Source organism: Amycolatopsis sp. PS_44_ISF1 (assembly GCF_032335455.1).
In the GTDB taxonomy this organism is placed as follows: domain Bacteria; phylum Actinomycetota; class Actinomycetes; order Mycobacteriales; family Pseudonocardiaceae; genus Amycolatopsis.
Map to the genome: position 1 here is coordinate 222028 of NZ_JANUXO010000003.1, position 20649 is coordinate 242676.

A 20649-nucleotide genomic window follows, 5' to 3' on the forward strand; every position below is an offset into this window, starting at 1 on the left:
GCTGCCTTTAAGAGGATTTTGCCATTCGTTTAACAATGGTTCTGGGCCCGTGCTGCGGCGGCGAGCCCGGCGGGTTGAGCACCGGGCCCTCAGGCTTCCGTAAACTCTCGGTGGGCAGCAGGGCCAGACCAGGGAGGTGCGGGTGGCGAACACGGACGAACGTCGCTTCCAGGTTCTTCGCGCGATCGTCGCCGACTACGTCTCCAACCAGGAGCCGGTGGGCTCGAAGACGATCGTCGAGCGGCACAACCTCGGTGTCTCCAGCGCCACGGTCCGCAACGACATGGCGGTGCTGGAGGAGGAGGGTTACATCGCCCAGCCGCACACCAGCGCCGGGCGCATCCCCACCGACAAGGGCTACCGGCTGTTCGTCGACCGGCTCTCGGAGATCAAGCCGCTGTCCACGGCCGAACGCCGCGCGATCACCAGCTTCCTCGACTCCGGCACCGACCTCGACGACGTGCTCCGCCGCTCGGTCCGGCTGCTCGCGCAGCTGACCCGGCAGGTCGCGGTGGTGCAGTACCCGATGCTGACCAACGCCGCGGTCCGCCACCTCGAGGTGGTCCCGCTCACCCCGGCGCGGCTGATGCTGGTGCTGATCACCGACTCCGGCCGGGTCGACCAGCGCACCGTGGACCTCGGCGACGTGGTCGCCGAGGAGGTCGTGCTGCGGCTGCGCGCGGTGCTCAACGGCGCGCTGGCCGGGCGCCGGCTGGCCGAGGCCGCGGCCCGCGTGGCCGAACTGCCGGAGGCGGCCCCGGCCGAGCTGCGCGACAGCCTCATCCGTATCTGTACGGTGCTGGTGGAAACCCTCGTCGAGCACCCCGAGGAACGGCTGGTGCTCGGCGGCACGGCCAACCTGACCCGCAACGTCGCGGACTTCCCCGGATCCCTGCGGCAGGTGCTGGAGGCGCTCGAGGAGCAGGTGGTCGTGCTGAAGCTGCTGGCGGCGGCGCGTTACCCCGGTGCGGTCACGGTCCGCATCGGTGGGGAAAATGAGGACGAACAGATGCGCAGCACCTCGGTGGTGTCGATCGGCTACGGCGCCGACGACATGATCCTGGGAGGCATGGGCATCGTCGGACCGACCCGGATGGACTACCCGGGCACCATCGCGGCGGTCCGCGCGGTGGCCAACTACGTGGGGCAGATCCTGTCCGCCCGCTGACCAGCGGGCCGGGCGGAGCAGAAGGAGAAGGCGAAGACGGTGGCGAGGGACTACTACGGGATCCTCGGGGTGGCCAAGAACGCGTCCGATCAGGAGATCAAGCGCGCGTACCGCAAGCTGGCCCGTGAGCTTCACCCCGACGTGAACCCGTCGGAGGACGCGCAGCACAGGTTCGGCGAGGTGACCACCGCCTACGAGGTGCTCTCCGACCCGCAGAAGCGCAAGGTGGTCGACCTGGGCGGCGACCCGATGGACTCCGGGGCGCGCGGGGGCGGCGGCGATCCGTTCGCCGGCTTCGGCGGCCTCGGCGACATCATGGACGCGTTCTTCGGCGCGGCCGGGGGCGGTGGTGGCCGCGGGCGGGGCCCGCGCAGCCGCGTGCAGCCCGGCTCCGACGCGCTGATCCGGCTCGCGCTCACGCTGGAGGAGTGCGCCACCGGCTCCGACCGTGAGATCACGGTCGACACCGCGGTGGTCTGCGACCTGTGCCGCGGCGCGGGCGCCGCGGAGGGCACGACCACCAAGACCTGCGACACCTGCGGCGGCGCCGGCGAGGTGCAGTCGGTGCAGCGCTCATTCCTCGGCCAGGTCGTCACGGCCCGGCCGTGCCCGGTCTGCCGCGGGCTCGGCGAGGTCATCCCCGACCCGTGCCGCCAGTGCGGCGGCGACGGCCGGATCCGCGCGCGGCGCAACGTCACGGCGAAGATCCCGCCCGGCGTCGGCGACGGCATGCGCATCCGGTTGTCCGGCCAGGGCGAGGTCGGCCCCGGCGGCGGCCCGGCGGGCGACCTGTACGTGGAGATCGACGAGACCCCGCACGAGGTGTTCGTCCGCGAGGGCAACGAACTGCACTGCAACTTCCGCATCCCGATGACCACCGCCGCGCTCGGCGCCACCGTGCCGATCACCACCCTGGTCGACGGCGACTACGAGCTGGACATCGAGCCCGGCACCCAGCCCAACACCGAGCTGGTGCTCACCGCCAAGGGCATGCCGCGGCTGCGCTCGTCCGGCCGCGTGGACGGCCGCGGCGACCTGCACGTGCACGTCGACGTCGTGGTCCCGACCAAGCTCGACGAGGCCCAGCGCGAGCTGCTCGTGGACCTGGCCCAGCAGCGCGGTGAGGAGGTGCCCACGCTGGCGTCCAACGGCAGCAAGCACGGCGGCCTGTTCTCCAAGCTCCGCACCAAGAACCGCTGAGCCGGAACCGTGCCCGACACGACGCTGCCGGTCTTCCTCGCCCCCGTCCTGCCCGAAACCGGGCGGGCGGTGCTCGACGGCGAGGAAGCCCGGCATGCGGCCACCGTCCGCCGGTTGCGCGTGGGCGAGCAGCTCGTGCTCTCCGACGGCGCCGGTGCGATGGCGCGCTGCACCGTCGACTCCGTCCAGTCCGGGCGGGAAGCCCAGCTCACCCTGACCGTCGTCGAACGCTGGACCGAGGAATTGCCTGCGTTGCGCGTGCACGTCGCGCAGGCGCTGGCCAAGGGCGACCGCGGCGAGCTGGCGGTCGAGCTGGCCACCGAGGCCGGTGCCGACGCCGTGGTGCCCTGGCGCGCGGCCCGCAGCGTCGCGCGCTGGGAAGAGGGCACCCGCGGCGGCAAGGCCCTGGCCCGCTGGCGCGCCACCGCCCGTTCGGCCGCCAAACAGGCCCGCCGCGCCCACGTCCCGGACGTCACCGAGCCCGTCGACACCCGCGAGCTCGCGCAGCTCGCCGCCACCATGTCCCGCACCCTGGTGCTCGAATCCGGGGTCACCCGCCGGCTCATCGACGCCGAACTCCCCGACACCGGCGACATCCTGCTCGTCGTCGGCCCCGAAGGCGGCATCACCGACGAGGAGCTGGCCACCCTGCAGTCCGCCGGCGCCATCGCCGTCCGGCTCGGCCCGGCCGTGCTCCGCACCTCCACCGCCGCCGCCGTCGCCCTCGGCGCTCTCGGCGCGCTGACCGGCCGCTGGCACTGAGCCGGGAACACCGCACCGGAGACCCTGAGCCGGGCCAGGGAAACCGCCACGCATTTGCGCCGAGTTATGGCGCGATCACGCTCCGGGCGGCTACGCTCGTGACCAACGCGCGAGAAACCAGATCTCGGCGCGCCACTGGGTGAAAGTGCTCTGGTGCGCGCGTACCCGAAAACCCCGCCGGGCACCTCCCCCCTCGGTCCGGCGGAGCCGCGGTGCGGTGGAGCGACCCCCAGGCTCCACCGCCCGCGGCGTCTTCGCCGATACGCGGTGCGTGACGGCACCGGCCAGCGTGGTCGATGGGTCGGAGTGGGTTTGTAGGGTGGGGCCCATGAGTGACGCGGAGACGGTGTTCGAGCGGATCATCAACGGGGAGATTCCGGCTCAGGTGGTGTACCAGGACGAGCGGACGTTCGCCTTCCGCGACGTGAACCCGCAGGCCGAGGTGCACGTGCTGGTGGTGCCGCGGGTGCGGTACCGGAACCTGGCGGAGCTGGCGGAAGCGGATGGCGGGCTGCTGGCGGACGTGGTGAAGGCGTGCCGTCGGGTGGCCGAGATCGAGGGGATCGCGGAGAGCGGGTACCGGGTGGTGTTCAACACCGACGGGGACGCGGGGCAGACGGTGTTCCACGTGCACGCGCACGTACTGGGCGGGGAGCCGCTGGGGTCGTTCGGGCGGAGCTGAGCCCTCGGCGGCCGGGCCCGCGGGGGGTGGGGAAACCGGCCTGCGGTGGTGGGGGCGGTGCCAGTAGCATCGGGGGAGAACTATTCGTTGTCCGTGAAGTCGATGTAGTCGACCGAGCCGTGCAGAAGCGCAGAAAGCAGGCCAGAGGCCACGTGGCCGGAACCGCACCGGGTGGAGCCGCCCGACCCGACAATCCCGCGTCGAAGGCATCGAAGGCGTCGAAGAGCTCGGCGTCGAAGGGCGGGGAGCCGGCTGCTGCCGAAGGCGTCGCGGCCCAGGCTCAGGCCCGTTTCCCCATCCCCGACGGGGCGGCGCTGAGCCTGCTCGGCTCGCGTGACGAGAACCTGCGCGTGGCCGAAGAGCTGCTCGCCGCGGACGTGCACGTCCGCGGCAACGAGGTGACGCTCACCGGGCCGGCCGCCGACGTGGCCTTCGCCGAGCGCGTCTTCACCGAACTGCTGCAGCTCGCCGCGGGCGGCCAGCAGGTCGGCCCGGACACGGTGCGCCGGACCGTCGGCATGCTCTCCTCCGGCGACGCGTCCCCGGCCGAGGTGCTCAGCCTCAACATCATCTCCCGCCGCGGCAAGACGATCCGGCCCAAGACGCTGAACCAGAAGCGCTACGTCGACGCCATCGACAAGCACACCATCGTCTTCGGCATCGGCCCGGCCGGTACCGGCAAGACCTACCTCGCCATGGCCAAGGCGGTGCAGGCGCTGCAGGCCAAGCAGGTCAGCCGGATCGTGCTGACCCGCCCCGCGGTCGAGGCCGGCGAGCGGCTCGGCTACCTGCCCGGCACGCTGAACGAGAAGATCGACCCGTACCTGCGCCCGCTCTACGACGCGCTGCACGACATGGTCGAGCCCGAGTCGATCCCGCGGCTGATGCAGGCCGGGACCATCGAGATCGCCCCGCTCGCCTACATGCGCGGGCGGGCGCAGCCGCTGTCCACCCAGGTAATGACGCCGGACGGCTTCCGGCCGATCGGTGAACTCCAGGTCGGCGACCTGGTGACCGGTTCAAACGGTGAGCCGACCCCGGTGCTGGGCGTCTACCCGCAGGGCGAGAAGGACATCTACCGGGTCACGGCCAGTGACGGCTCGTCCACGCTGTGCTGTGGGGATCACCTTTGGGCGGTCAAGACCCATGCCGACAAGCGCCGGAACAAGCCCTGGCGGATCCTCGAGACCAAGCAGATGATCGGCAAGCTCCGCGCTGCTCACACCCGGCGGTATGAGTTGCCGATGCTGACGGCGCCGGTCTGCCACCCGGAGCGCGGCGTACCGATGGATCCGTACGCCCTGGGTCTGCTGATCGGCGACGGGTGCCTGACCGGCTCGACCACCCCCGCCTTTAGCAGCGAAGACGAGGAGCTGGCTGCTTCGCTGGCCGTTGCCCTTCCTGGCACCCAGGTGGTCCGGAAATCCCTGGTCGACTACGTGATCAAGCGGGAGCGCCACCGCGGCGAGGCCATCACCCTCGAAAACCCGGTGACAGGGGCTTTGCGAGCGCTGGGACTCATCGGCACCCGGTCCCACACCAAGTTCATTCCCGAGCAGTACCTGCAGAACTCGGCGGCGGTCCGGTTCTCGTTGCTTCAAGGGCTGCTGGACTCCGATGGCGGTCCGGTCGCGCAACGGGCCCGCAGTTGCCGAATCCAGTACACGACGACCTCGCCGAAACTCAAGGACGATGTGATCCGCCTGGTGCGGTCACTCGGCGGTGTCGCCTACTCCGGGTGCCGTCCGGCCGAAGGACGAAAACCAGGACGGGCCAAGGGCCAGGACGTCGCCTACCGGCACGATGCCTTCGTCCTCGACATCCGTCTTCCTGCTGGCCTGAAGCCGTTCCGCTTGGAGCGTAAGCTGCGCAAGTACGACCAGGACGGCGGCGGCAGGCCGATGCGCTTCATCGACCGCATCGAGGCCGCCGGGCAAGCCGAGGCCGTCTGTATTCAGGTGGCGGCCGAGGATTCGCTCTACGTCACCGAGGACTACCTGGTCACTCACAACACCCTGAACGACGCCTTCATCATCCTGGACGAGGCCCAGAACACCACGCCCGAGCAGATGAAGATGTTCCTCACCCGGCTCGGCTTCGGCGCCAAGATCGTGGTGACCGGCGACATCACCCAGATCGACCTGCCCGGCGGCCAGCGCAGCGGACTGCGCGTGGTCCGCGAAATCCTCGAAGGGGTCGAAGACCTGCACTTCAGCGAGCTGACCAGCCAGGACGTGGTCCGTCACCGGCTGGTCGGCGACATCGTCGACGCCTACGAGAAGTGGCAGGCCGTGCAGGACAGCCAGGACCAGCCGTCCGGTGGCTGGAAGGGCAACCGCCGATGAGCATCGAGATCGCCAACGAGTCCGGGGTCGACGTCGACGAGGCGTCGATCGTCTCGGCCGCCCGCTTCACGCTCGACAAGATGGAAGTCAGCCCGCTGGCCGAGCTGTCCATCCTGCTGGTCACCCTCGAGGTGATGGAGGACCTGCACGAGCGGTGGATGGACCTGCCCGGTCCCACCGACGTGATGGCCTTCCCGATGGACGAGCTGGACTCCTCCCGCCGCCCCGACGCGCCCGACGCTTCGCCCGCCCTGCTCGGCGACATCGTGCTGTGCCCGGCGTTCGCCCAGGACCAGGCCAAACAGGCCGGCCACGGGCTGATCGACGAACTGCACCTGCTCACCGTGCACGGCTGCCTGCACCTGCTCGGCTACGACCACGCCGAGCCGGCCGAGGAACGCGAGATGTTCGGCCTGCAGAAGCGGATCCTCACCGAGTTCCAGGCGGCCGTGGCCGAGCTGGACCGGAAGAACGCCCAGCGCAACGCGGACGACCGCGTGCTCGGCATCGCGGGCCTCGACGCGCCCGCGGCCGGGGAAACCTCCTAGGCGCACGGTCATGGGCAGTCCCACGACGCAGCTGGTCGTCGCGATCGCGCTCGTCCTGCTCGCCGGGGTGTTCGCGGCGGCCGACGCGGCCATCAGCACGGTCTCGCAGGCCCGCACCGACGGACTGGTCCGGATCGGGCGGCCCGGTGCGCGCCAGCTCGCCGCCGTGGTGGCCGAGCGCCGCCGGCACATCAACCTGCTGCTCCTGCTGCGGCTGAGCTGCGAGCTGACCGCGACGGTGCTGGTCACGGTGGCGTTCGGGCACTGGTTCGGCGAGCTGTGGCCGGCCGTGCTGCTGTCCGCGGTGGTGATGGTCGTGGTCAGCTACGTGCTCATCGGCGTCGGCCCGCGCACCATCGGCCGCCAGCACCCGTACCGCGTCGGCACGGCCGTGGCCGGGCTGGTGCGCGTGCTCGGCTCGGTCCTCGGGCCGCTTTCGCGGCTGCTGATCGTGATCGGCAACGCGATCACCCCGGGCCAGGGCTTCCGCGAGGGCCCGTTCAGCTCCGAGGTCGAGCTGCGCGAGCTGGTCGACCTGGCCCAGGAGCGGGGCGTCGTCGAAGACTCCGAGCGCGAGATGATCCACTCGGTGTTCGAGCTCGGCGACACGGTGGCGCGCGAGGTGATGGTGCCGCGCACCGAGATCGTCTGGATCGAGCGCACCAAGACCGTCCGCCAGGCGCTCGCGCTGGCGCTGCGCACCGGGTTCACCCGGCTGCCGGTGATCGGCGAGTCGGTGGACGAGATCGTCGGCGTGGTCAACATCAAGGACCTGATGCCCGCCTTCATGGACCCGGACGGCCCCAGCACCGTGGTCGACGCCGTGATGAACCCGGCCAGCTACGTGCCCGACTCCAAGCGGCTCGACGAGCTGCTCAAGGAGATGCAGCGCACGCACAACCACCTGGCGATCGCGGTCGACGAGTACGGCGGCACCGCGGGCCTGCTGAGCATCGAGGACATCCTGGAGGAGATCGTCGGCGAGATCACCGACGAGTCCGACACCGACGAGCGCCCCGAGGTCGAGGAGCTCGACGGCGGCGCCGTGCGCGTGTCCTCCCGCCTCGGCATCGACGACCTCGGCGAGCTGTTCGGGATCGACCTCGAAGAAGACCACGACGTGGAGACCGTGGGCGGACTGCTCGCGGAGCGGCTGGGCCGGGTCCCGCTGCCGGGAGCCGAAGCCGAGGTCGCCGGCCTGCGGTTGTTCGCCGAAGGCGGCAAGGACCGGCGCGGCCGGATGCGGATCACCTCGGTGGTGGTGCACCCGGCCGACGCCGAGGCGGTGACCGAATCCGGTGCGCGCCGCCGCACCAGGGTGCCCCAGCCCGAAGAACGCGACAGGAGAGTCGAACATGCCTGACCTCGAGGCCGAGGACCAGAAGCTCGTCACGCTGGCCCGGTCGTCGCGCGCCCGCTCGCGCACGGCGGAAGGTGCCGCCGTGCGCGACACCGACGGCCGGACGTACACGGCCGCGACCATCGACCAGCCCTCGTTCAAGCTGACCGCGCTGCAGGCCGCCGTGGCCGCCGCGCTGTCGAGCGGAGCCGAGGGGCTCGAGGCGGCGGCCGTCGTCACGTCCGACGCGCTGGTCCAGGAGGCGTCCGTGCACGCCGTGCGCGACCTGGCCGAAACGGCTTCGATCATCCTGGCCGACCCGGAGGGCAACGTCGTCGAGGTGCTCGCCTGATGACCGCACCGCACCGCTCGGGCTTCGCCTGCTTCGTCGGACGGCCCAACGCGGGCAAGTCGACGCTGACCAACGCGCTCGTGGGCTCGAAGGTCGCCATCACCTCCAGCAAGCCGCAGACCACCCGGCACGCCATCCGCGGGATCGTGCACCGCGACGACGCGCAGCTGGTCATCATCGACACCCCAGGCCTGCACCGGCCGCGCACCCTGCTGGGCCAGCGGCTCAACGACATCGTGCACTCGACCTGGTCCGAAGTGGACGTGGTCGGGCTGTGCGTGCCGGCCGACGAGAAGGTCGGCCCCGGCGACCGGTTCATCGCGGCCGAGCTGGCCAAGATCGCGAAGCGGACGCCGGTGATCGGCATCGTCACCAAGACCGACCTGGTGCCGCCGGAGCAGGTCGCGGCGCAACTGCTGGCGCTGCAGGAGGTGATGGAGTTCGCCGACCTGGTGCCGGTGTCCGCTGTGGACGGTTTCCAGGTGCAGACGGTGGCCGACCTGCTGGTGGCCCGGCTGCCCGAGGGCCCGCAGCTCTACCCGGACGGCGAGCTCACCGACGAGCCGGAGCAGACGCTGGTGGCCGAGCTGATCCGCGAGGCCGCGCTGGAGGGCGTCCGCGACGAGCTGCCGCACTCGATCGCCGTCACGGTCGAAGAGATGCTGCCGCACGAGGGCCGCGACGACATGATCGACGTGCACGCGTTCCTGTACGTGGAGCGGCCGAGCCAGAAGGGCATCATCCTCGGGCACAAGGGCGAGCGGCTGCGCGAGGTCGGCGCCACCGCACGGCGGCAGATCGAGGGCCTGCTGGGTTCGAAGGTCTACCTCGACCTGCACGTGAAGGTGGCCAAGGAGTGGCAGCGCGACCCGCGCCAGCTGCGTCGGCTGGGTTTCTGAGCGCCTTTCGCGAACGGCCGGTGGCCGCAATGTCTCGATTGGATCGCGGGACCGTCTTTTCCCGGCGGGAACCGGGCAGCGGCCCCTAAAGTCGCAGCTTCGTGCCACCGCCGGCTGATCGGGCAGCCGCGGCGGCGATCCAGGAGAAGACCAGGAAAGGGTTTCCCCCACCATGACCAGTGACCAGGGCCTGCCCCCCTACTCCGGCGGACCGCAGGAGGGCTACCAGCCCGGACCGCCGCCGTCGAACAACCTCGTGTGGGCCATTCTCACGACCATCTTCTGCTGCCTGCCGTTCGGCATCGTGTCGATCGTCCAGGCCGCGAAGGTGAACGGGCTGTGGGCCCAGGGCCAGACCGCGGCGGCGCAGCAGGCCGCGCAGTCGGCGAAGAAGTGGGCGATCATCTCGGCGGTGATCGGCGTGATCTGGATCGTGATCGCGGTGATCCTGTCGGCCACGGGGGCGCTCACCTTCGGCGGTAACGTCAGCACCTACTGACGGCGAACACCCACCAGGGGGATTTCCATGACCGGCCCGTACCCACCGCCCGGCGCCCCGGGCTACGGCCAGAACGGTTACGGACCGCCGCCGGACAACAACCTCGTCTGGGCCGTCCTCACCACCGTGCTGTGCTGCCTGCCGCTGGGCATCGTTTCGATCGTGAAGTCCGGGCAGGTCAACAGCCTGTGGTTTCAGGGCCTCCACGCGGAGGCGCACCAGGCGGCGGCCGACGCGCGGAAGTGGGCCCTGTGGTCGGCCATCACCACCGGAGGCCTCCTGGCGCTGTACGTGGTGTTCATCGTGGTGATGGTCGTGGTCGCCGGGGGTTCGGCCTCGGAGTACACACCATGACGACCGTCTACACGGGAGTTCCGGCGCGAGGGCCACGGGCGAAGGCACGGGCCCTCGCGCCGCCCGCCGCCGCCGTCGCGGGCCTCGGCGTCTGCTGCGCGTTGGTGTGGCTGGGCGACCCGACCACCCCCGGCGGGCCGCTGCCGGTGTGCCCGACCAAGTACCTGTTCGGGATCGACTGCCCCGGCTGCGGCGGCCTGCGCATGGCCTACAGCCTGATGCACGGCGATTGGGCCGGGGCCTTGCACTACAACGCCGTCTCGCTGGTTTTCGTGGTGCTGCTCGCCTGGAGCGGGGCCGCGTGGACCCTCGGCCGGCTGCGGGGCCGCGCGGTCCGTTCGTGGCTGCACTGGCGCCGGACGCCGCTCGTGGTGGCCGTGGTGTTCTGCCTCTGGTTCGTGGTGCGCAACCTGCCGTTCCCGCCGTTCACCGGACTGGCGGTCTGAAGTTCGCCCCCGGGCGGAACCGGGGCGGGCTCGCCCCCGTCGCAGGAGTCCGGCCCGCCTGCAACCACGGGTGCCTGCCCGGACCGGCGGCGGGCGTGACCGAGTACGCTCCCGCGCACCGGCCACCAGCGCGACCACGGCCGGTCCCGCGTGCGAAGCATCGCGCGGGTGAACGACGAACGAGGGGGAATACCCGATGACCGATCCCTACGGCCGGCCCACCGGCCCGCCGCAGGGCCGGCCGCCCACCGGCGGGCCGTACGGCTCGCCGGGTGATTTCGGCCGGCAACCGCCCTCTGGCGGGTTCCCCCAGCCCGGCGAGCCCGGCCGGCCCGTGACCGGTGGCTTCGGCCAGCCGGGTTACGGCCAGTCGCCCGGTGGGTACGGTCAGCCGACGGCTTTCGGCCCGCCCGCGCCGTACGGGATGCCGGGCTCGTACGGTCCTCCCGGCGGTTACGCGAACTGGGGCCAGCGCGCCGGGGCGTACCTGATCGACATCGCGCCGCTGATCGCGGGCATGATCGTGGCCCTCCTGGTCACCATCGCCAGCACCTCCGCGGGCACGATCGTCTACCTCTTCGCGCTCCTGGGCTTCCTCGGCTGGACGGTCTACAACCGCTGGATCGCGGCCGGCGCCACCGGCCAGTCGCTGGGCAGGCGGATCCTCGGCATCAGGCTGATCCGCGAGGACACCGGCCAGCCGCTCGGCGCCGGTATGGCTTTCGTCCGCGATCTCGCGCACGTCCTCGACAGCGCGATCTGCTACCTCGGTTTCCTGTGGCCGTTGTGGGACGACAAGTCCCAGACCTTCTCCGACAAGATCATCGGCACCATCGTCGTGCCTGCGGAGGCCGCGCCCGTAGCCGCCCCGTACGGGCCGCCGGGCTTCGGCCAGCTTCAGCAGCCGTTCGGCGGCGGGTTCCCCCCGGCCGGACCGCAGCCGGGCTTCGGGGGCTGGCCCCAGCAGCCGGGCGGGTTCGCGCCGCCGGGCCAGTCGGGCCAGCCGCAGCCGGGCGGGTTCGGTCAGCCGGGCCAGCCGTTCGGCCGGCCGCAGCCGGACGGTTCCGGCGCGTCCGGTTTCGAGCAGGCCGAGGCGACCCGGATGATCACGCCGGGCCGTCCGGACGGCGGCGCGTCCGACCCGGCCGAGCGCACCCAGGCGCTGAAGCCGGGACCGGCCGAGCCCGGCTGGTCCGAGGCCACGCAGCACCTCCCGCCGGAGCAGTCCGGCCGGAACTGAGCCGTCCATCCGGAAAGACCCGCGGCGGGGGAGCTCGCCGGGACCACGAGAAGTTGGGGTAACCAGTCATGACCAATCCCTACGGTCAGCCGCAGCCCTACGGTCAGCCGCAGCCCTACGGTCAGCCGCAGCCCTACGGTCAGCCGCAGCCCTACGGCCAGCAGCCGCCCTACGGCCAGCCGCAGCAGCCGGGTTACGGCCCGCCGTCCGGCGGCCTGCCCGCCTACGGAGCCCCGCAGGGCCAGTACGCCCAGCCGGCCCCGTACGGCCAGCCGGCCTACGGCGGACCGGGCATGGGCATGGGCCTGCCCGGCGGCGGCGACATCAACTCGATCAAGGAGTACAAGGGCTGGGCGATCGGCTGCATCTTCCTGATGTGGATCCTCGCGATCTTCGCCATCATGAAGTCGAACGAGGTCCGCACCTTCAAGATGCAGGGCAACTACGTGATGGCCGAGCAGGCCTCCCAGACCACGAAGACGCTGTGCCTGATCGCCACCATCATCGGCGCCATCGGGTGGGCGTTCGGGATCATCATGGTCATCGTCTCGATCGCCGCCGCCGCGTCGGTGAGCACGCACTACTGCAGCGGCTACTACTGCTGAACCAGGGTGTCACCGCCCCGATGTCGCCCGGAAGTGGGACGATGTCGGGGTGGTGAACCTGTACCGCGACACCGGAGTGGTGCTCCGCACGCACAAACTGGGTGAGGCCGACCGGATCATCACCCTGCTGACCCGGCGGCACGGCAAGGTCCGCGCCGTCGCCAAGGGCGTGCGCCGCACCTCCTCGCGGTTCGGCGCCCGGCTGGAGCCCTTCGGCCACGTCGACGTGCAGTTCTACACCGGCCGCACCCTCGACGTGATCACCCAGGTCGAGACCGTGGACGCGTTCGCGCTGCCGCTGGTCGCCGACTACCAGCGCTACACCGCGGCCAGCGCCATCGCGGAGACGGCCGACCGGCTGTCGGCCGAAGAGGGCGAGCCGGTGCTGAAGCTGTACCTGCTGGCTGTCGGCGCCCTGCGCGCGCTCGCGGGCGGCGAGCGCGACCCTTCCCTGGTGCTCGACGCGTTCTTCCTGCGCGCCATGTCCTACGCCGGCTGGGCGCCCGCCATCACCGAGTGCGCCCGCTGCGGGCTGCCGGGCCCGCACGCCGCGTTCAACGTCGCCGCGGGCGGCTCGATGTGCCCCGACTGCCGCCTCGCCGGCTCGGTGCACCCCGCGCCCGAGGTGCTGGTCCTGCTCGAAGCCCTGCTGCACGGCGAGTGGCCGGTGGCGGAGGCGGCGCCCGGGATCACCCGCCGGGACGCGTCCGGGCTGGTCGCGGCCCACCTGCAGTGGCATCTGGAGCGTCAGCTCCGGTCCCTGCCCCTGGTGGAGCGGCGCGCCCGGGAGGTCACGGCACCGGGCAAGTAGGGTCCTCCTGGTAGGAAGATTCACCCTTCGGAGGAGGCGCTCAGTGCTGCGCAGGGGTCGTGAGAACCGGGTGTCGGGCTACGAGCAGCGGGCGCCCGATCCGCACCCGTCCGGGGCCCGGCCCCCGGAGATCCCCCGGGAGCTGGTCCCCCAGCACGTGGCGCTGGTGATGGACGGCAACGGCCGCTGGGCCAACCAGCGCGGCCTGCCCCGGATCGAGGGGCACAAACGCGGTGAGGCCGTGATGATCGACGTGGCCAGCGGCGCGGTCGAACTCGGCGTCAAATGGCTCTCGGTGTACGCGTTCTCCACGGAGAACTGGAAGCGCAGCCCCGAAGAGGTGCGGTTCCTGATGGGCTTCAACCGCGACACCATCCGGCGCCAGGTGGACTACCTCGGCTCGATCGGCGTGCGCATCCGCTGGGCCGGGCGGCGGCCGAAGCTGTGGGCCAGCGTGATCAAGGAACTCCAGGTCGCCGAGGAGAAGACGAAGGACAACACGGCGCTCACCATGACCATGTGCGTCAACTACGGCGGCCGCGCCGAACTGGGCGACGCGATGCGCCGGATCGGCCAGGACGTGGCCGCGGGCCGGATCAACCCGGACAAGATCGACGAGCGCACCATCGGCAAGTACCTGTACCAGCCGGAAATGCCCGACGTCGACCTGTTCCTGCGCCCTTCGGGTGAGCAGCGGACGTCGAACTTCCTGCTGTGGCAGTCCGCGTACGCCGAGATGGTCTACCAGGACACGCTGTTCCCCGACTTCGACCGGACCCACCTGTGGCGCGCCTGCCTGGAGTTCGCGAAGCGAGACCGCCGCTTCGGCGCGGCGGTCGACCAAGCGGAGCGGGCGGCCGCGGAAGGAGAGGCATCATGACCACCGCGGAGGCCGCCGAAACCGGCGCACTGCTCACCCTCGCCCGCGAGGCGCTGGAGCGCTACCTCGACGTGCGCGTGGACGACGACGGCGCCATCACCTTCTCCCACGCCGACGTGCCGTGCGTGATCCAGGCGACGCGGCTGGCCGAGGGCCTCACGGTGCTCAGCCTGACCTGCGTCGTGGCCTGGGACCTGCCGGAGGACCCGGCCCTCGCCGTGGCGGTCGCGGAGCGGGCGGGCCAGGGCTTGTTCGGCACCCTCGGCGTCGGGCACACCGAGAACGGGCTCGACGTGACGCTGCGGTACGCGTTCCCGGCCGAGGGCATGGAGCTTTCGCCGCTGGGCACCCTGCTGATGCTGGTGGTGTCGACGGCGTCGCAGCTGCGGACGGAACTGCCCGGGCTCACCCCCGGCGGGGGCTGAGGGCCTTGGTCCGCCCGCCTCCCGGTGTAGGCCGGGTGAGTCTGCCCGGTCCCGGGCGGCGGGCTGAACGGTTGAGTTCGGGCCGGCGCGGTTCCCGTGCGGCCTCCTGAGCTTCGGAGCCCGGCCGGATCTGCCCGGTTTGCCGCTCCTGGGATCGCCGCCCGGGTGAAAATCCCCGGAAACCGTCGCGAGAGGACCGTTCGCGACGCGTGCGGCTGTGATCTCGTCGGGGTGCACTGGCATCATCGGGCTCGTGGAAACCCTCTCCCGCACCACGACCGAGGAGCCTCGGCGCACGCGGCGGTTCCGGATCAGCTCCATCGAGATCCTGTGCGCCGTGCTGCTGGTCGCCATCCTGGCCCAGGGCTGGCTCCAGAACGCCTTCGACGTGCCCGCGCTGCGCACCGGCTCCACGGTGTTCGTCGCGGTGTGCGTGCAGGCGTTGCCGTTCCTGGTGCTCGGGGTCCTGATCAGCGGCGCGATCGCGGCCTTCGTACCGGCGCGGGTGCTGGAGCGGGTGCTGCCGAAGAAGGCCGGCGCCGCGGTCGGAGTCGCCGGGCTCGCCGGGGTCGCGCTGCCCGGCTGTGAGTGCGCTTCGGTGCCGGTCGCGCGGCGGCTGATCGGCCAGGGCGTCGCGCCCGCGGCCGCGCTGACCTTCCTGCTGGCCGCGCCGGCGGTGAACCCGGTGGTGCTGGTGGCCACCGCGGTCGCGTTTCCCGGGCGGCCGGAGATGGTGCTGGCCCGGTTCGCCGGTTCGCTCGCCACCGCGATGACCATGGGCTGGATCTGGGCCCGCTGGGGCAAGCTGTCGTGGATCACCGAGCGCGCGCTGCGGCGGCTGCCCGACGTCGCGCCGGGGCAGCGCTGGAAGGTGTTCGCCGAGACCGCGCGCACGGACCTGGTGGAGGCCGGCGGGTTCCTGGTGCTGGGCGCGCTGATCTCCTCCACGCTGAACGTGCTGGTGCCGGAGAAGTGGTTCGGCGTGCTGTCGGACCAGGTCGTGGTCGGGGTGCTGGTGATGGCGGTGCTGGCCGTGGTGCTGGCGCTGTGCAGTGAGGCGGACGCGTTCGTCGCCGCGTCGCTGACGGCGGTGCCGATGCTGCCGAAGCTGGTCTTCCTGGTGGTCGGGCCGGCCATCGACGTCAAGCTGTTCGCCCTGCAGGCGGGCACGTTCGGCCGGTCCTTCGCCGCGCGGTTCGCACCGGTGACCTTCGTGGTCGCGCTGGCCTGCGGCAGCGTCGCCGGCCTGCTGGTGCTGGGGGGTGCGCGATGAGGCGCGAAACGCAGAACGTGCTGCTCATCCTGCTCGGCGGCGCGCTGGTGAAGATCGCCCTGAACGGCGACTACCTGCGCTACGTCAAGCCCGCACAGCAGCCGTGGATCATCCTCGGCGGGGCGGTGATGCTGGTGCTCGGCGGCGTCGCGATCGTCAGCGACGTCCTGACCGCCCGGGCCACCACCCGTGCGGCCTCGGCGGCGGGCCCGGACCACGGCGCGGAGCCCGCCCACGCCGCCCACGCAGACGACGGCCACGGGCATTCCCACACCGTGCGGTCCGCGTGGCTGCTGGTGGTGCCGGTGCTCGCGGTGTTCCTGGTGGCGCCGCCCGCGCTGGGCGCGGATTCGGTGACCCGCACGGAGGCCCGGATCCCGCAGAGCGCGGCCAACACCTCGGCCGCGGCGTTCCCGCCGCTGCCCGCGGGCCCGGTGGTGCCGATGGCGATGAACGAGGTGGTTAGCCGGGCCGGCTGGGACTCGAACGGAACCCTGAACGGACGCACCGTGTCGATGACCGGCTTCGTCGTCCACGCCGGGGGCCAGACCCTGCTCGCGCGCCTGGTGATCAGCTGCTGCGCCGCCGACGCCTCCCCGGTGACGGTCCACCTCAAGGGCCCCGCCGCCGACCGCTTCCCCAGCGACACCTGGCTCCAGGTCACCGGCCAGGTCGTGCCCGGCACCGCCAGCGAGGCCAACAGCTACACCCCGGACCTGACCCTGGCCACCATCGAGCGCATCCCGGCGCCGAAAGACCCGTACGAGTACTGAGGCCGCGAGCCGACGCATCCGCGCCGAAATCCGGGGTCACCTGCGCCACGCCGAGCGGGCCCACGTCCGGCGGGCCGGTGTCACTGGCGCTGGCGGCTTGGGCCGGGCCGGGCGGCGAGCTAAGCCCGGTCGAGCGTGGCCGGGCCCGCCGAATGGGTGCCGGAGTGCTCTGGCCCTACGGCACTCTCCGGCTTGTCGCGTCGAATCAACCAGAGCCGAGCTGCGCTGCTTGCTTGGCCATATCGGATCGCGCTGGGCCGAGCTGTGCTGCACGCTTTGTCTTGTCAGATCGCGCTGGGCCGAGTCTCGCCGTGCGACCTGTCGCGCCCGGATCGCTCTGGGCTGAAGCGCGCTGCCCGCCCATCGACACCGAGCGCCGTCTGGCGACATCGCTTCGCTCGACTTGTGGCGGAGTGGCCCCGGGCTGAGCTGTCCTGTCCGACTTACCGAGCCGCGCCGGCCGCGTGCTCGGCGCAGGTGCCGGTGATCTCCACCGTGTGGCTGATGTCGGAGAACCCGTTCTCCGAAGCGATCTTCTCCGCCCAGCGCTCCACCGCGGGGCCCTCGACCTCCACCGTGCGGCCGCACACGCGGCAGACCAGGTGATGGTGGTGGTGGGAGGAGCAGCGGCGGTAGATGGCCTCACCCGAATCGGTGCGGAGCACGTCGATCTCGCCGGCCTCGGACAGGGACTGCAGGGTGCGGTAGACGGTGGTCAGGCCGATTCCGTCGCCCCGTTTGCGCAGCTCGTCGTGCAGTTCTTGGGCCGAGCGGAAGTCGTCGACGGTGTTGAGCAGGTCCACCACCGCGGTGCGCTGCTTGGTCGAGCGGCGGCCGGGCACCGGGGCCGAGGTCATCGTCATTTCCCTTCCTGCACGTGGGCCACCGCGTCGACGACGATGTGGGCCAGGTGGTCGTCCACCAGGCGGTAGACCACTTCACGGCCGCGCCGCTCGCCCTCCACCACGCCCGCGGTCTTCAGCACGCGCAGGTGCTGGCTGATCAGCGGCTGCGCCACGTCGAGGGCGTCCACCAGCTCGTGCACGCACCGATCCGACTCCCGGAGCTGCAGCACGATCGCAATCCGGACCGGCGCGGCCAGCGCGCGCAGCAGGTCCCCGGCGTCGGCGAGGATGCCGGCGGACGCGCCGAGCGGGGCGGCGGCGGGACGCCCGGGCGAGTGCGGCTCGGCCTCCGGGGGGATCGGGCCGGCCGAGAGAGCGCCCGAAGTCGCCGTGGCCATCGCTGCCTCCAGTCACGTCTCGATCACCCGGGAATCCGGGGCGCCGGATTCCGAAGCCGGATGTCATTACCGGTAACGGTCGCCACCATCGTAGTGTTCCCCCGCCCTCGCGCGCGGCCACCGCCCCCGCAGTCCGGACTCACCCGCGCGGGTGAGTCCGTGAAGGATTGGCACCACGGCTTCGCAACCGGTCGCCTACGGTGCACTGGTGTCGCGGGGCGTTTCGTCGCTGCTGGCCACGCTGACGACCCGCGCGTGGTGAGCCGGAGGCAGTGGGGAGACATGACCCGTTTCGTGACCAAGACGGTGGTGGCGGTCTGCGCGGCACTGCCCGTGCTCGCGCCAGTCACGGCTTCGGCCCGGACCGCGGCGGGAGTGGACGAGCGGACCGGCCCGGTGTCGTTCGCCAACGCGGCCTCGGTGCGGCTCGGCGCGGACGCGCAGCACGGCGGGGCGCTGATCACCGAAACCCAGCGCTCCCCGGTGAGCCCCGGCCGGTCGAAGCTCGGCGAGGACCGCGTTTCCGTGCCGAAGAACGACGGAGAGCGCGCCAGCTTCGGCGGCAACTACGAGATCGACCTCGGCCCGTACGGCAGCGGCGCGCCGAGCCCGTACCCGGCCGGCATCGCCAGCCGCGACCACGACGTCGTCGCGGAACTGCAGGCCACGGACGTGCCCAGGGCCGTCGCCGAGACCAACTACGCGCTGCGTGACCACGCCCGCGGCGGCGCCGGACCGGTCGACGACACCGTGCTGGTCCTCGAAGGCGCCCGCAGCGCGGTCGACTGTGCTGCGCCGAGGAAGCTCACCGGCACGACGAGCGTCACGCGGCTGTGGGTCCGCGGCGACGGCGACGCGTTGCGCCCGGTGGCCGTGCCCGAGGGCTCGGCCACGCTGCGCGTGAGCAACCTGCGCATGGGCGCGCCCGGCTCCGTTCCGCAGGCCAGCCGCGACACCACGGTGTCGGACCTCGAGGTGTCCCGGGTCTCGGCCTTCGACCAGTTGATCAAGCAGGACGGCTGGCGGGCCGGCGACGTGACCGCGGTGGCCGGCTGGCGGGTCCGGATCACCACCCACGTGCACGACGCGGCGGACGTCCAGCTCCAGGACGTGCCGACGACCATCGTGCTCGGCGGCGTCAGCTGCTCGATCCCGAAGGACTTCGTGGCCCGGCCCGCCGGTGGTACCAGCGGTGGAGCGAAGGTGAACCAGCCGCCGGTGCCGACCGAGGTCCCGGCTGGGTACCTGGCCCCCGCGCCCGCGCCGCCGAGTGGCCGCCGGGTGCCGATCGGTCTCGGCCTGCTGGGCGGCGGCCTGGTCTTCGGCGCGCTGGCGATCGGGCTCGGACGCCGTCGCGTGGCCCGCGGCGAGTAACCGTGCTTCGCCGAGCGCTGATCCTGCTGTTCTCGGGGCTCGCCGTGCTCGGGCTGGCTGCGGGGGTGGTGGTGCTGACCTGGGCGCCCGCCCCGGCGCCGGTCGCCGCGGCCGAGCCCCCGCCGGGCTCACTGCCCGGTGAGGACGGCGCGCCCGCCGTGCTGCCCGCCGACAGCTCCGCGGTGGGGCAGCAGCGGCCCGGCACCGTCCGGCTGCCCGGTGGCGCCGAGTCGCGCCTGGTGCGCACCGAGGTGACCCGCGACGGCGTGCTGCCGATCCCGCGCGGGCTCGTCGACGCGGCGTGGTGGGGCGCCCGGCTCGGTGCCGAACAGGGCGCCGCGGTGCTGTCCGGGCACGTCAACTGGGGCGGCGCCAAGGGGCCGTTCGACGAGCTGTGGCGGATCCGCACCGGCGACGACGTGAGCATCGTCGACGCCGCCGGCGGCCGGTGGCTCTACCGCGTGACCGGAGCCATGACCGTGGCGAAGGGGGAGCTGCCCGCGCAGGCCCCGCGGTGGTTCGCGCAGAGCGGCCCGCACCGGCTGGTACTCGTGACCTGCGGCGGCGACTACGTCGGTGGGCGCGAAGGTTACGACGAGAACCGGATCGTGACGGCGAACCTGGTTTCGCGCCCGGACTGAGCCCGCCGACCCGGTGCAACCCCCGGGGCCTCCCGCGGCATGTCTCCCGGCGAGTACCCGCCGAACCAGGGAGCACGATGCAGGGGACACAGGAACACACCGCGAGGGGTTCGTGGCGAGGGGCGCGGCTGGTCGCCGGGCTGGCGGCGGTGGCCGCGCTGGTCACCGGGTGCGGCTCGGCCGGCCCGTCGCCGTCGTCCGGGTCCGTTGGGTCCTTGCCTGCGTCCGCGTCGCGCCCGTCCGCCGGCCCGGGCGGGCCGCAGCCGCAGGCGGATCCCGGCCGTACGCCCGGCACGGTCAGCCTGCCCGCCGGTGGCACCGCGAAGCTGGTGCCCGAGGAGGTCGGCGCCGACGGGGCGCTGGTCATCCCGCCGAGTCTCGACGAGGCGGCGTGGTGGGGCTCCGGGCTCGGCGCGGCCAGGGGCGTCACGCTGTTCTCCGGGCACGTCAACTGGAAGGGCCGCACCGGTCCGTTCAACCAGCTGTGGCAGCTGAAGGAGGGCCAGACGGTCACCGTCACCGACACCGCGGGCGCGCGGTGGAGCTACCGGGTGGACGAGGTCCGCACGATCCACAAGTCGGGCCTGGCGGCCGAGTCGGAGAAGCTGTTCTCGCCCGACGGGCCGCACCGGCTGGTCCTCGTCACCTGCGGCGGCGACTACGTCGGCGGTACCGAGGGTTACGACGACAATCGGGTGGCCGCGGCCGAACTCGTGACCCGGCCCTGACCGCTTCTCACCTCCGCCGCAGGCGCCACGAGGGCGGCCGGATAGGCTGGACGTTCTAAGTC

General features: G+C 72.1%; 23 protein-coding genes and 2 pseudogenes. 23 read left to right on the forward strand and 2 right to left on the reverse strand.

Annotated elements, in window-relative coordinates; all coding sequences use genetic code 11:
- Positions 1-142: 142 nt before the first annotated feature.
- From hrcA to NYF13_RS27475, 20 genes and pseudogenes are all read left to right on the forward strand, one after another.
- Complete coding sequence (gene hrcA, locus NYF13_RS27375) at positions 143-1168, forward strand: heat-inducible transcriptional repressor HrcA (protein ID WP_315660642.1); 1026 nt, start codon at positions 143-145, stop codon at positions 1166-1168.
- Between the two features lie 39 nt (positions 1169-1207).
- Positions 1208-2368 carry a molecular chaperone DnaJ gene (gene dnaJ, locus NYF13_RS27380; RefSeq protein ID WP_315660643.1) on the forward strand — a complete coding sequence of 387 codons (1161 nt, stop codon included), beginning with the start codon at positions 1208-1210 and terminating at the stop codon, positions 2366-2368.
- Between the two features lie 9 nt (positions 2369-2377).
- Positions 2378-3130: a 16S rRNA (uracil(1498)-N(3))-methyltransferase gene (locus tag NYF13_RS27385; protein ID WP_315660644.1), complete on the forward strand. Its 753-nt coding sequence runs from the start codon at positions 2378-2380 to the stop codon at positions 3128-3130.
- 328 nt (positions 3131-3458) lie between these two features.
- Complete coding sequence (locus NYF13_RS27390; protein WP_315660646.1) at positions 3459-3812, forward strand: histidine triad nucleotide-binding protein; 354 nt, start codon at positions 3459-3461, stop codon at positions 3810-3812.
- A 152-nt stretch (positions 3813-3964) separates the two neighbouring features.
- Positions 3965-4747: pseudogene (locus tag NYF13_RS27395) on the forward strand (PhoH family protein); the annotation flags it as partial.
- Positions 4748-5824: 1077 nt separating this feature from the next.
- Positions 5825-6157: pseudogene (locus NYF13_RS27405) on the forward strand (PhoH family protein); the annotation flags it as partial.
- On the forward strand, positions 6154-6705 hold the full coding sequence (gene ybeY, locus NYF13_RS27410) for an rRNA maturation RNase YbeY (RefSeq protein WP_315660648.1): 552 nt from the start codon (positions 6154-6156) through the stop codon (positions 6703-6705). The pseudogene NYF13_RS27405 and the gene ybeY, both read left to right, overlap by 4 nt.
- A 10-nt stretch (positions 6706-6715) precedes the next feature.
- Complete coding sequence (locus tag NYF13_RS27415; RefSeq protein ID WP_315660649.1) at positions 6716-8068, forward strand: hemolysin family protein; 1353 nt, start codon at positions 6716-6718, stop codon at positions 8066-8068.
- Positions 8061-8396: a cytidine deaminase gene (locus NYF13_RS27420; RefSeq protein WP_315660650.1), complete on the forward strand. Its 336-nt coding sequence runs from the start codon at positions 8061-8063 to the stop codon at positions 8394-8396. Before NYF13_RS27415 ends, NYF13_RS27420 begins: the two co-directional genes overlap by 8 nt.
- Positions 8396-9295, forward strand: a complete 900-nt coding sequence (gene era / locus NYF13_RS27425; protein ID WP_315660651.1) for a GTPase Era — start codon at positions 8396-8398, stop codon at positions 9293-9295. The genes NYF13_RS27420 and era overlap by 1 nt, the downstream gene beginning before the upstream one ends.
- 172 nt (positions 9296-9467) lie before the next feature.
- Entirely contained in the window at positions 9468-9794 is a 327-nt protein-coding gene (locus NYF13_RS27430) for a CD225/dispanin family protein (protein ID WP_315660652.1), read from the forward strand.
- A 27-nt stretch (positions 9795-9821) separates the two neighbouring features.
- Positions 9822-10148, forward strand: coding sequence for a CD225/dispanin family protein (locus NYF13_RS27435; RefSeq protein ID WP_315660653.1), 327 nt, complete (start codon positions 9822-9824; stop codon positions 10146-10148).
- A complete protein-coding gene (locus tag NYF13_RS27440; protein ID WP_315660654.1) occupies positions 10145-10594 on the forward strand; it encodes a DUF2752 domain-containing protein in 450 nt (149 codons plus the stop codon). The genes NYF13_RS27435 and NYF13_RS27440 overlap by 4 nt, the downstream gene beginning before the upstream one ends.
- A gap of 196 nt (positions 10595-10790) precedes the next feature.
- Positions 10791-11834 carry an RDD family protein gene (locus NYF13_RS27445; protein ID WP_315660655.1) on the forward strand — a complete coding sequence of 348 codons (1044 nt, stop codon included), beginning with the start codon at positions 10791-10793 and terminating at the stop codon, positions 11832-11834.
- Between the two features lie 68 nt (positions 11835-11902).
- Positions 11903-12439 (forward strand): CD225/dispanin family protein, encoded by a 537-nt coding sequence (locus tag NYF13_RS27450; RefSeq protein ID WP_315660656.1) that lies wholly within the window; start codon positions 11903-11905, stop codon positions 12437-12439.
- A 49-nt stretch (positions 12440-12488) separates the two neighbouring features.
- Positions 12489-13250 carry a DNA repair protein RecO gene (gene recO / locus NYF13_RS27455; RefSeq protein ID WP_315660657.1) on the forward strand — a complete coding sequence of 254 codons (762 nt, stop codon included), beginning with the start codon at positions 12489-12491 and terminating at the stop codon, positions 13248-13250.
- A gap of 43 nt (positions 13251-13293) precedes the next feature.
- Positions 13294-14130, forward strand: a complete 837-nt coding sequence (locus tag NYF13_RS27460) for an isoprenyl transferase (RefSeq protein ID WP_315660658.1) — start codon at positions 13294-13296, stop codon at positions 14128-14130.
- Complete coding sequence (locus NYF13_RS27465; protein ID WP_315660660.1) at positions 14127-14555, forward strand: hypothetical protein; 429 nt, start codon at positions 14127-14129, stop codon at positions 14553-14555. Before NYF13_RS27460 ends, NYF13_RS27465 begins: the two co-directional genes overlap by 4 nt.
- A gap of 253 nt (positions 14556-14808) precedes the next feature.
- A complete protein-coding gene (locus NYF13_RS27470; protein WP_315660661.1) occupies positions 14809-15828 on the forward strand; it encodes a permease in 1020 nt (339 codons plus the stop codon).
- Complete coding sequence (locus tag NYF13_RS27475; protein WP_315660662.1) at positions 15825-16601, forward strand: TIGR03943 family putative permease subunit; 777 nt, start codon at positions 15825-15827, stop codon at positions 16599-16601. Before NYF13_RS27470 ends, NYF13_RS27475 begins: the two co-directional genes overlap by 4 nt.
- A gap of 443 nt (positions 16602-17044) precedes the next feature.
- Here NYF13_RS27475 and NYF13_RS27480 read toward each other — a convergent pair whose 3' ends face one another.
- Together NYF13_RS27480 and NYF13_RS27485 are read right to left on the reverse strand one after the other, a co-directional pair.
- Complete coding sequence (locus NYF13_RS27480; protein ID WP_315660663.1) at positions 17045-17464, reverse strand: Fur family transcriptional regulator; 420 nt, start codon at positions 17462-17464, stop codon at positions 17045-17047.
- Positions 17461-17844, reverse strand: a complete 384-nt coding sequence (locus NYF13_RS27485) for a metalloregulator ArsR/SmtB family transcription factor (RefSeq protein ID WP_315660665.1) — start codon at positions 17842-17844, stop codon at positions 17461-17463. Before NYF13_RS27485 ends, NYF13_RS27480 begins: the two co-directional genes overlap by 4 nt.
- Before the next feature lie 282 nt (positions 17845-18126).
- Here NYF13_RS27485 and NYF13_RS27490 point away from each other — a divergent pair, with 282 nt between their 5' ends.
- The 3 genes from NYF13_RS27490 (at position 18127) to NYF13_RS27500 (ending at position 20587) form a co-directional block, all read left to right on the forward strand.
- Positions 18127-19218: a hypothetical protein gene (locus NYF13_RS27490; RefSeq protein WP_315660666.1), complete on the forward strand. Its 1092-nt coding sequence runs from the start codon at positions 18127-18129 to the stop codon at positions 19216-19218.
- 2 nt (positions 19219-19220) lie between these two features.
- Positions 19221-19859 carry a class F sortase gene (locus NYF13_RS27495; RefSeq protein ID WP_315660667.1) on the forward strand — a complete coding sequence of 213 codons (639 nt, stop codon included), beginning with the start codon at positions 19221-19223 and terminating at the stop codon, positions 19857-19859.
- 77 nt (positions 19860-19936) lie between these two features.
- Positions 19937-20587, forward strand: a complete 651-nt coding sequence (locus NYF13_RS27500; protein WP_315660668.1) for a class F sortase — start codon at positions 19937-19939, stop codon at positions 20585-20587.
- Positions 20588-20649: the final 62 nt, after the last annotated feature.

What these genes read in the sequence shown, in the direction of transcription:
- NYF13_RS27450 (WP_315660656.1), top strand. Translation starts at nt 11,903, where the DNA reads ATGACCAATCCCTACGGTCAGCCGCAGCCCTACGGTCAGCCGCAGCCC.
- era (WP_315660651.1), top strand. Translation starts at nt 8,396, where the DNA reads ATGACCGCACCGCACCGCTCGGGCTTCGCCTGCTTCGTCGGACGGCCC.
- NYF13_RS27500 (WP_315660668.1), top strand. Translation starts at nt 19,937, where the DNA reads ATGCAGGGGACACAGGAACACACCGCGAGGGGTTCGTGGCGAGGGGCG.
- ybeY (WP_315660648.1), top strand. Translation starts at nt 6,154, where the DNA reads ATGAGCATCGAGATCGCCAACGAGTCCGGGGTCGACGTCGACGAGGCG.
- NYF13_RS27465 (WP_315660660.1), top strand. Translation starts at nt 14,127, where the DNA reads ATGACCACCGCGGAGGCCGCCGAAACCGGCGCACTGCTCACCCTCGCC.
- NYF13_RS27445 (WP_315660655.1), top strand. Translation starts at nt 10,791, where the DNA reads ATGACCGATCCCTACGGCCGGCCCACCGGCCCGCCGCAGGGCCGGCCG.
- NYF13_RS27415 (WP_315660649.1), top strand. Translation starts at nt 6,716, where the DNA reads ATGGGCAGTCCCACGACGCAGCTGGTCGTCGCGATCGCGCTCGTCCTG.
- NYF13_RS27390 (WP_315660646.1), top strand. Translation starts at nt 3,459, where the DNA reads ATGAGTGACGCGGAGACGGTGTTCGAGCGGATCATCAACGGGGAGATT.
- NYF13_RS27420 (WP_315660650.1), top strand. Translation starts at nt 8,061, where the DNA reads ATGCCTGACCTCGAGGCCGAGGACCAGAAGCTCGTCACGCTGGCCCGG.
- NYF13_RS27435 (WP_315660653.1), top strand. Translation starts at nt 9,822, where the DNA reads ATGACCGGCCCGTACCCACCGCCCGGCGCCCCGGGCTACGGCCAGAAC.
- NYF13_RS27475 (WP_315660662.1), top strand. Translation starts at nt 15,825, where the DNA reads ATGAGGCGCGAAACGCAGAACGTGCTGCTCATCCTGCTCGGCGGCGCG.
- NYF13_RS27490 (WP_315660666.1), top strand. Translation starts at nt 18,127, where the DNA reads ATGACCCGTTTCGTGACCAAGACGGTGGTGGCGGTCTGCGCGGCACTG.
- NYF13_RS27430 (WP_315660652.1), top strand. Translation starts at nt 9,468, where the DNA reads ATGACCAGTGACCAGGGCCTGCCCCCCTACTCCGGCGGACCGCAGGAG.
- NYF13_RS27440 (WP_315660654.1), top strand. Translation starts at nt 10,145, where the DNA reads ATGACGACCGTCTACACGGGAGTTCCGGCGCGAGGGCCACGGGCGAAG.
- NYF13_RS27485 (WP_315660665.1), bottom strand. Translation starts at nt 17,844, where the DNA reads ATGGCCACGGCGACTTCGGGCGCTCTCTCGGCCGGCCCGATCCCCCCG.
- NYF13_RS27480 (WP_315660663.1), bottom strand. Translation starts at nt 17,464, where the DNA reads ATGACGATGACCTCGGCCCCGGTGCCCGGCCGCCGCTCGACCAAGCAG.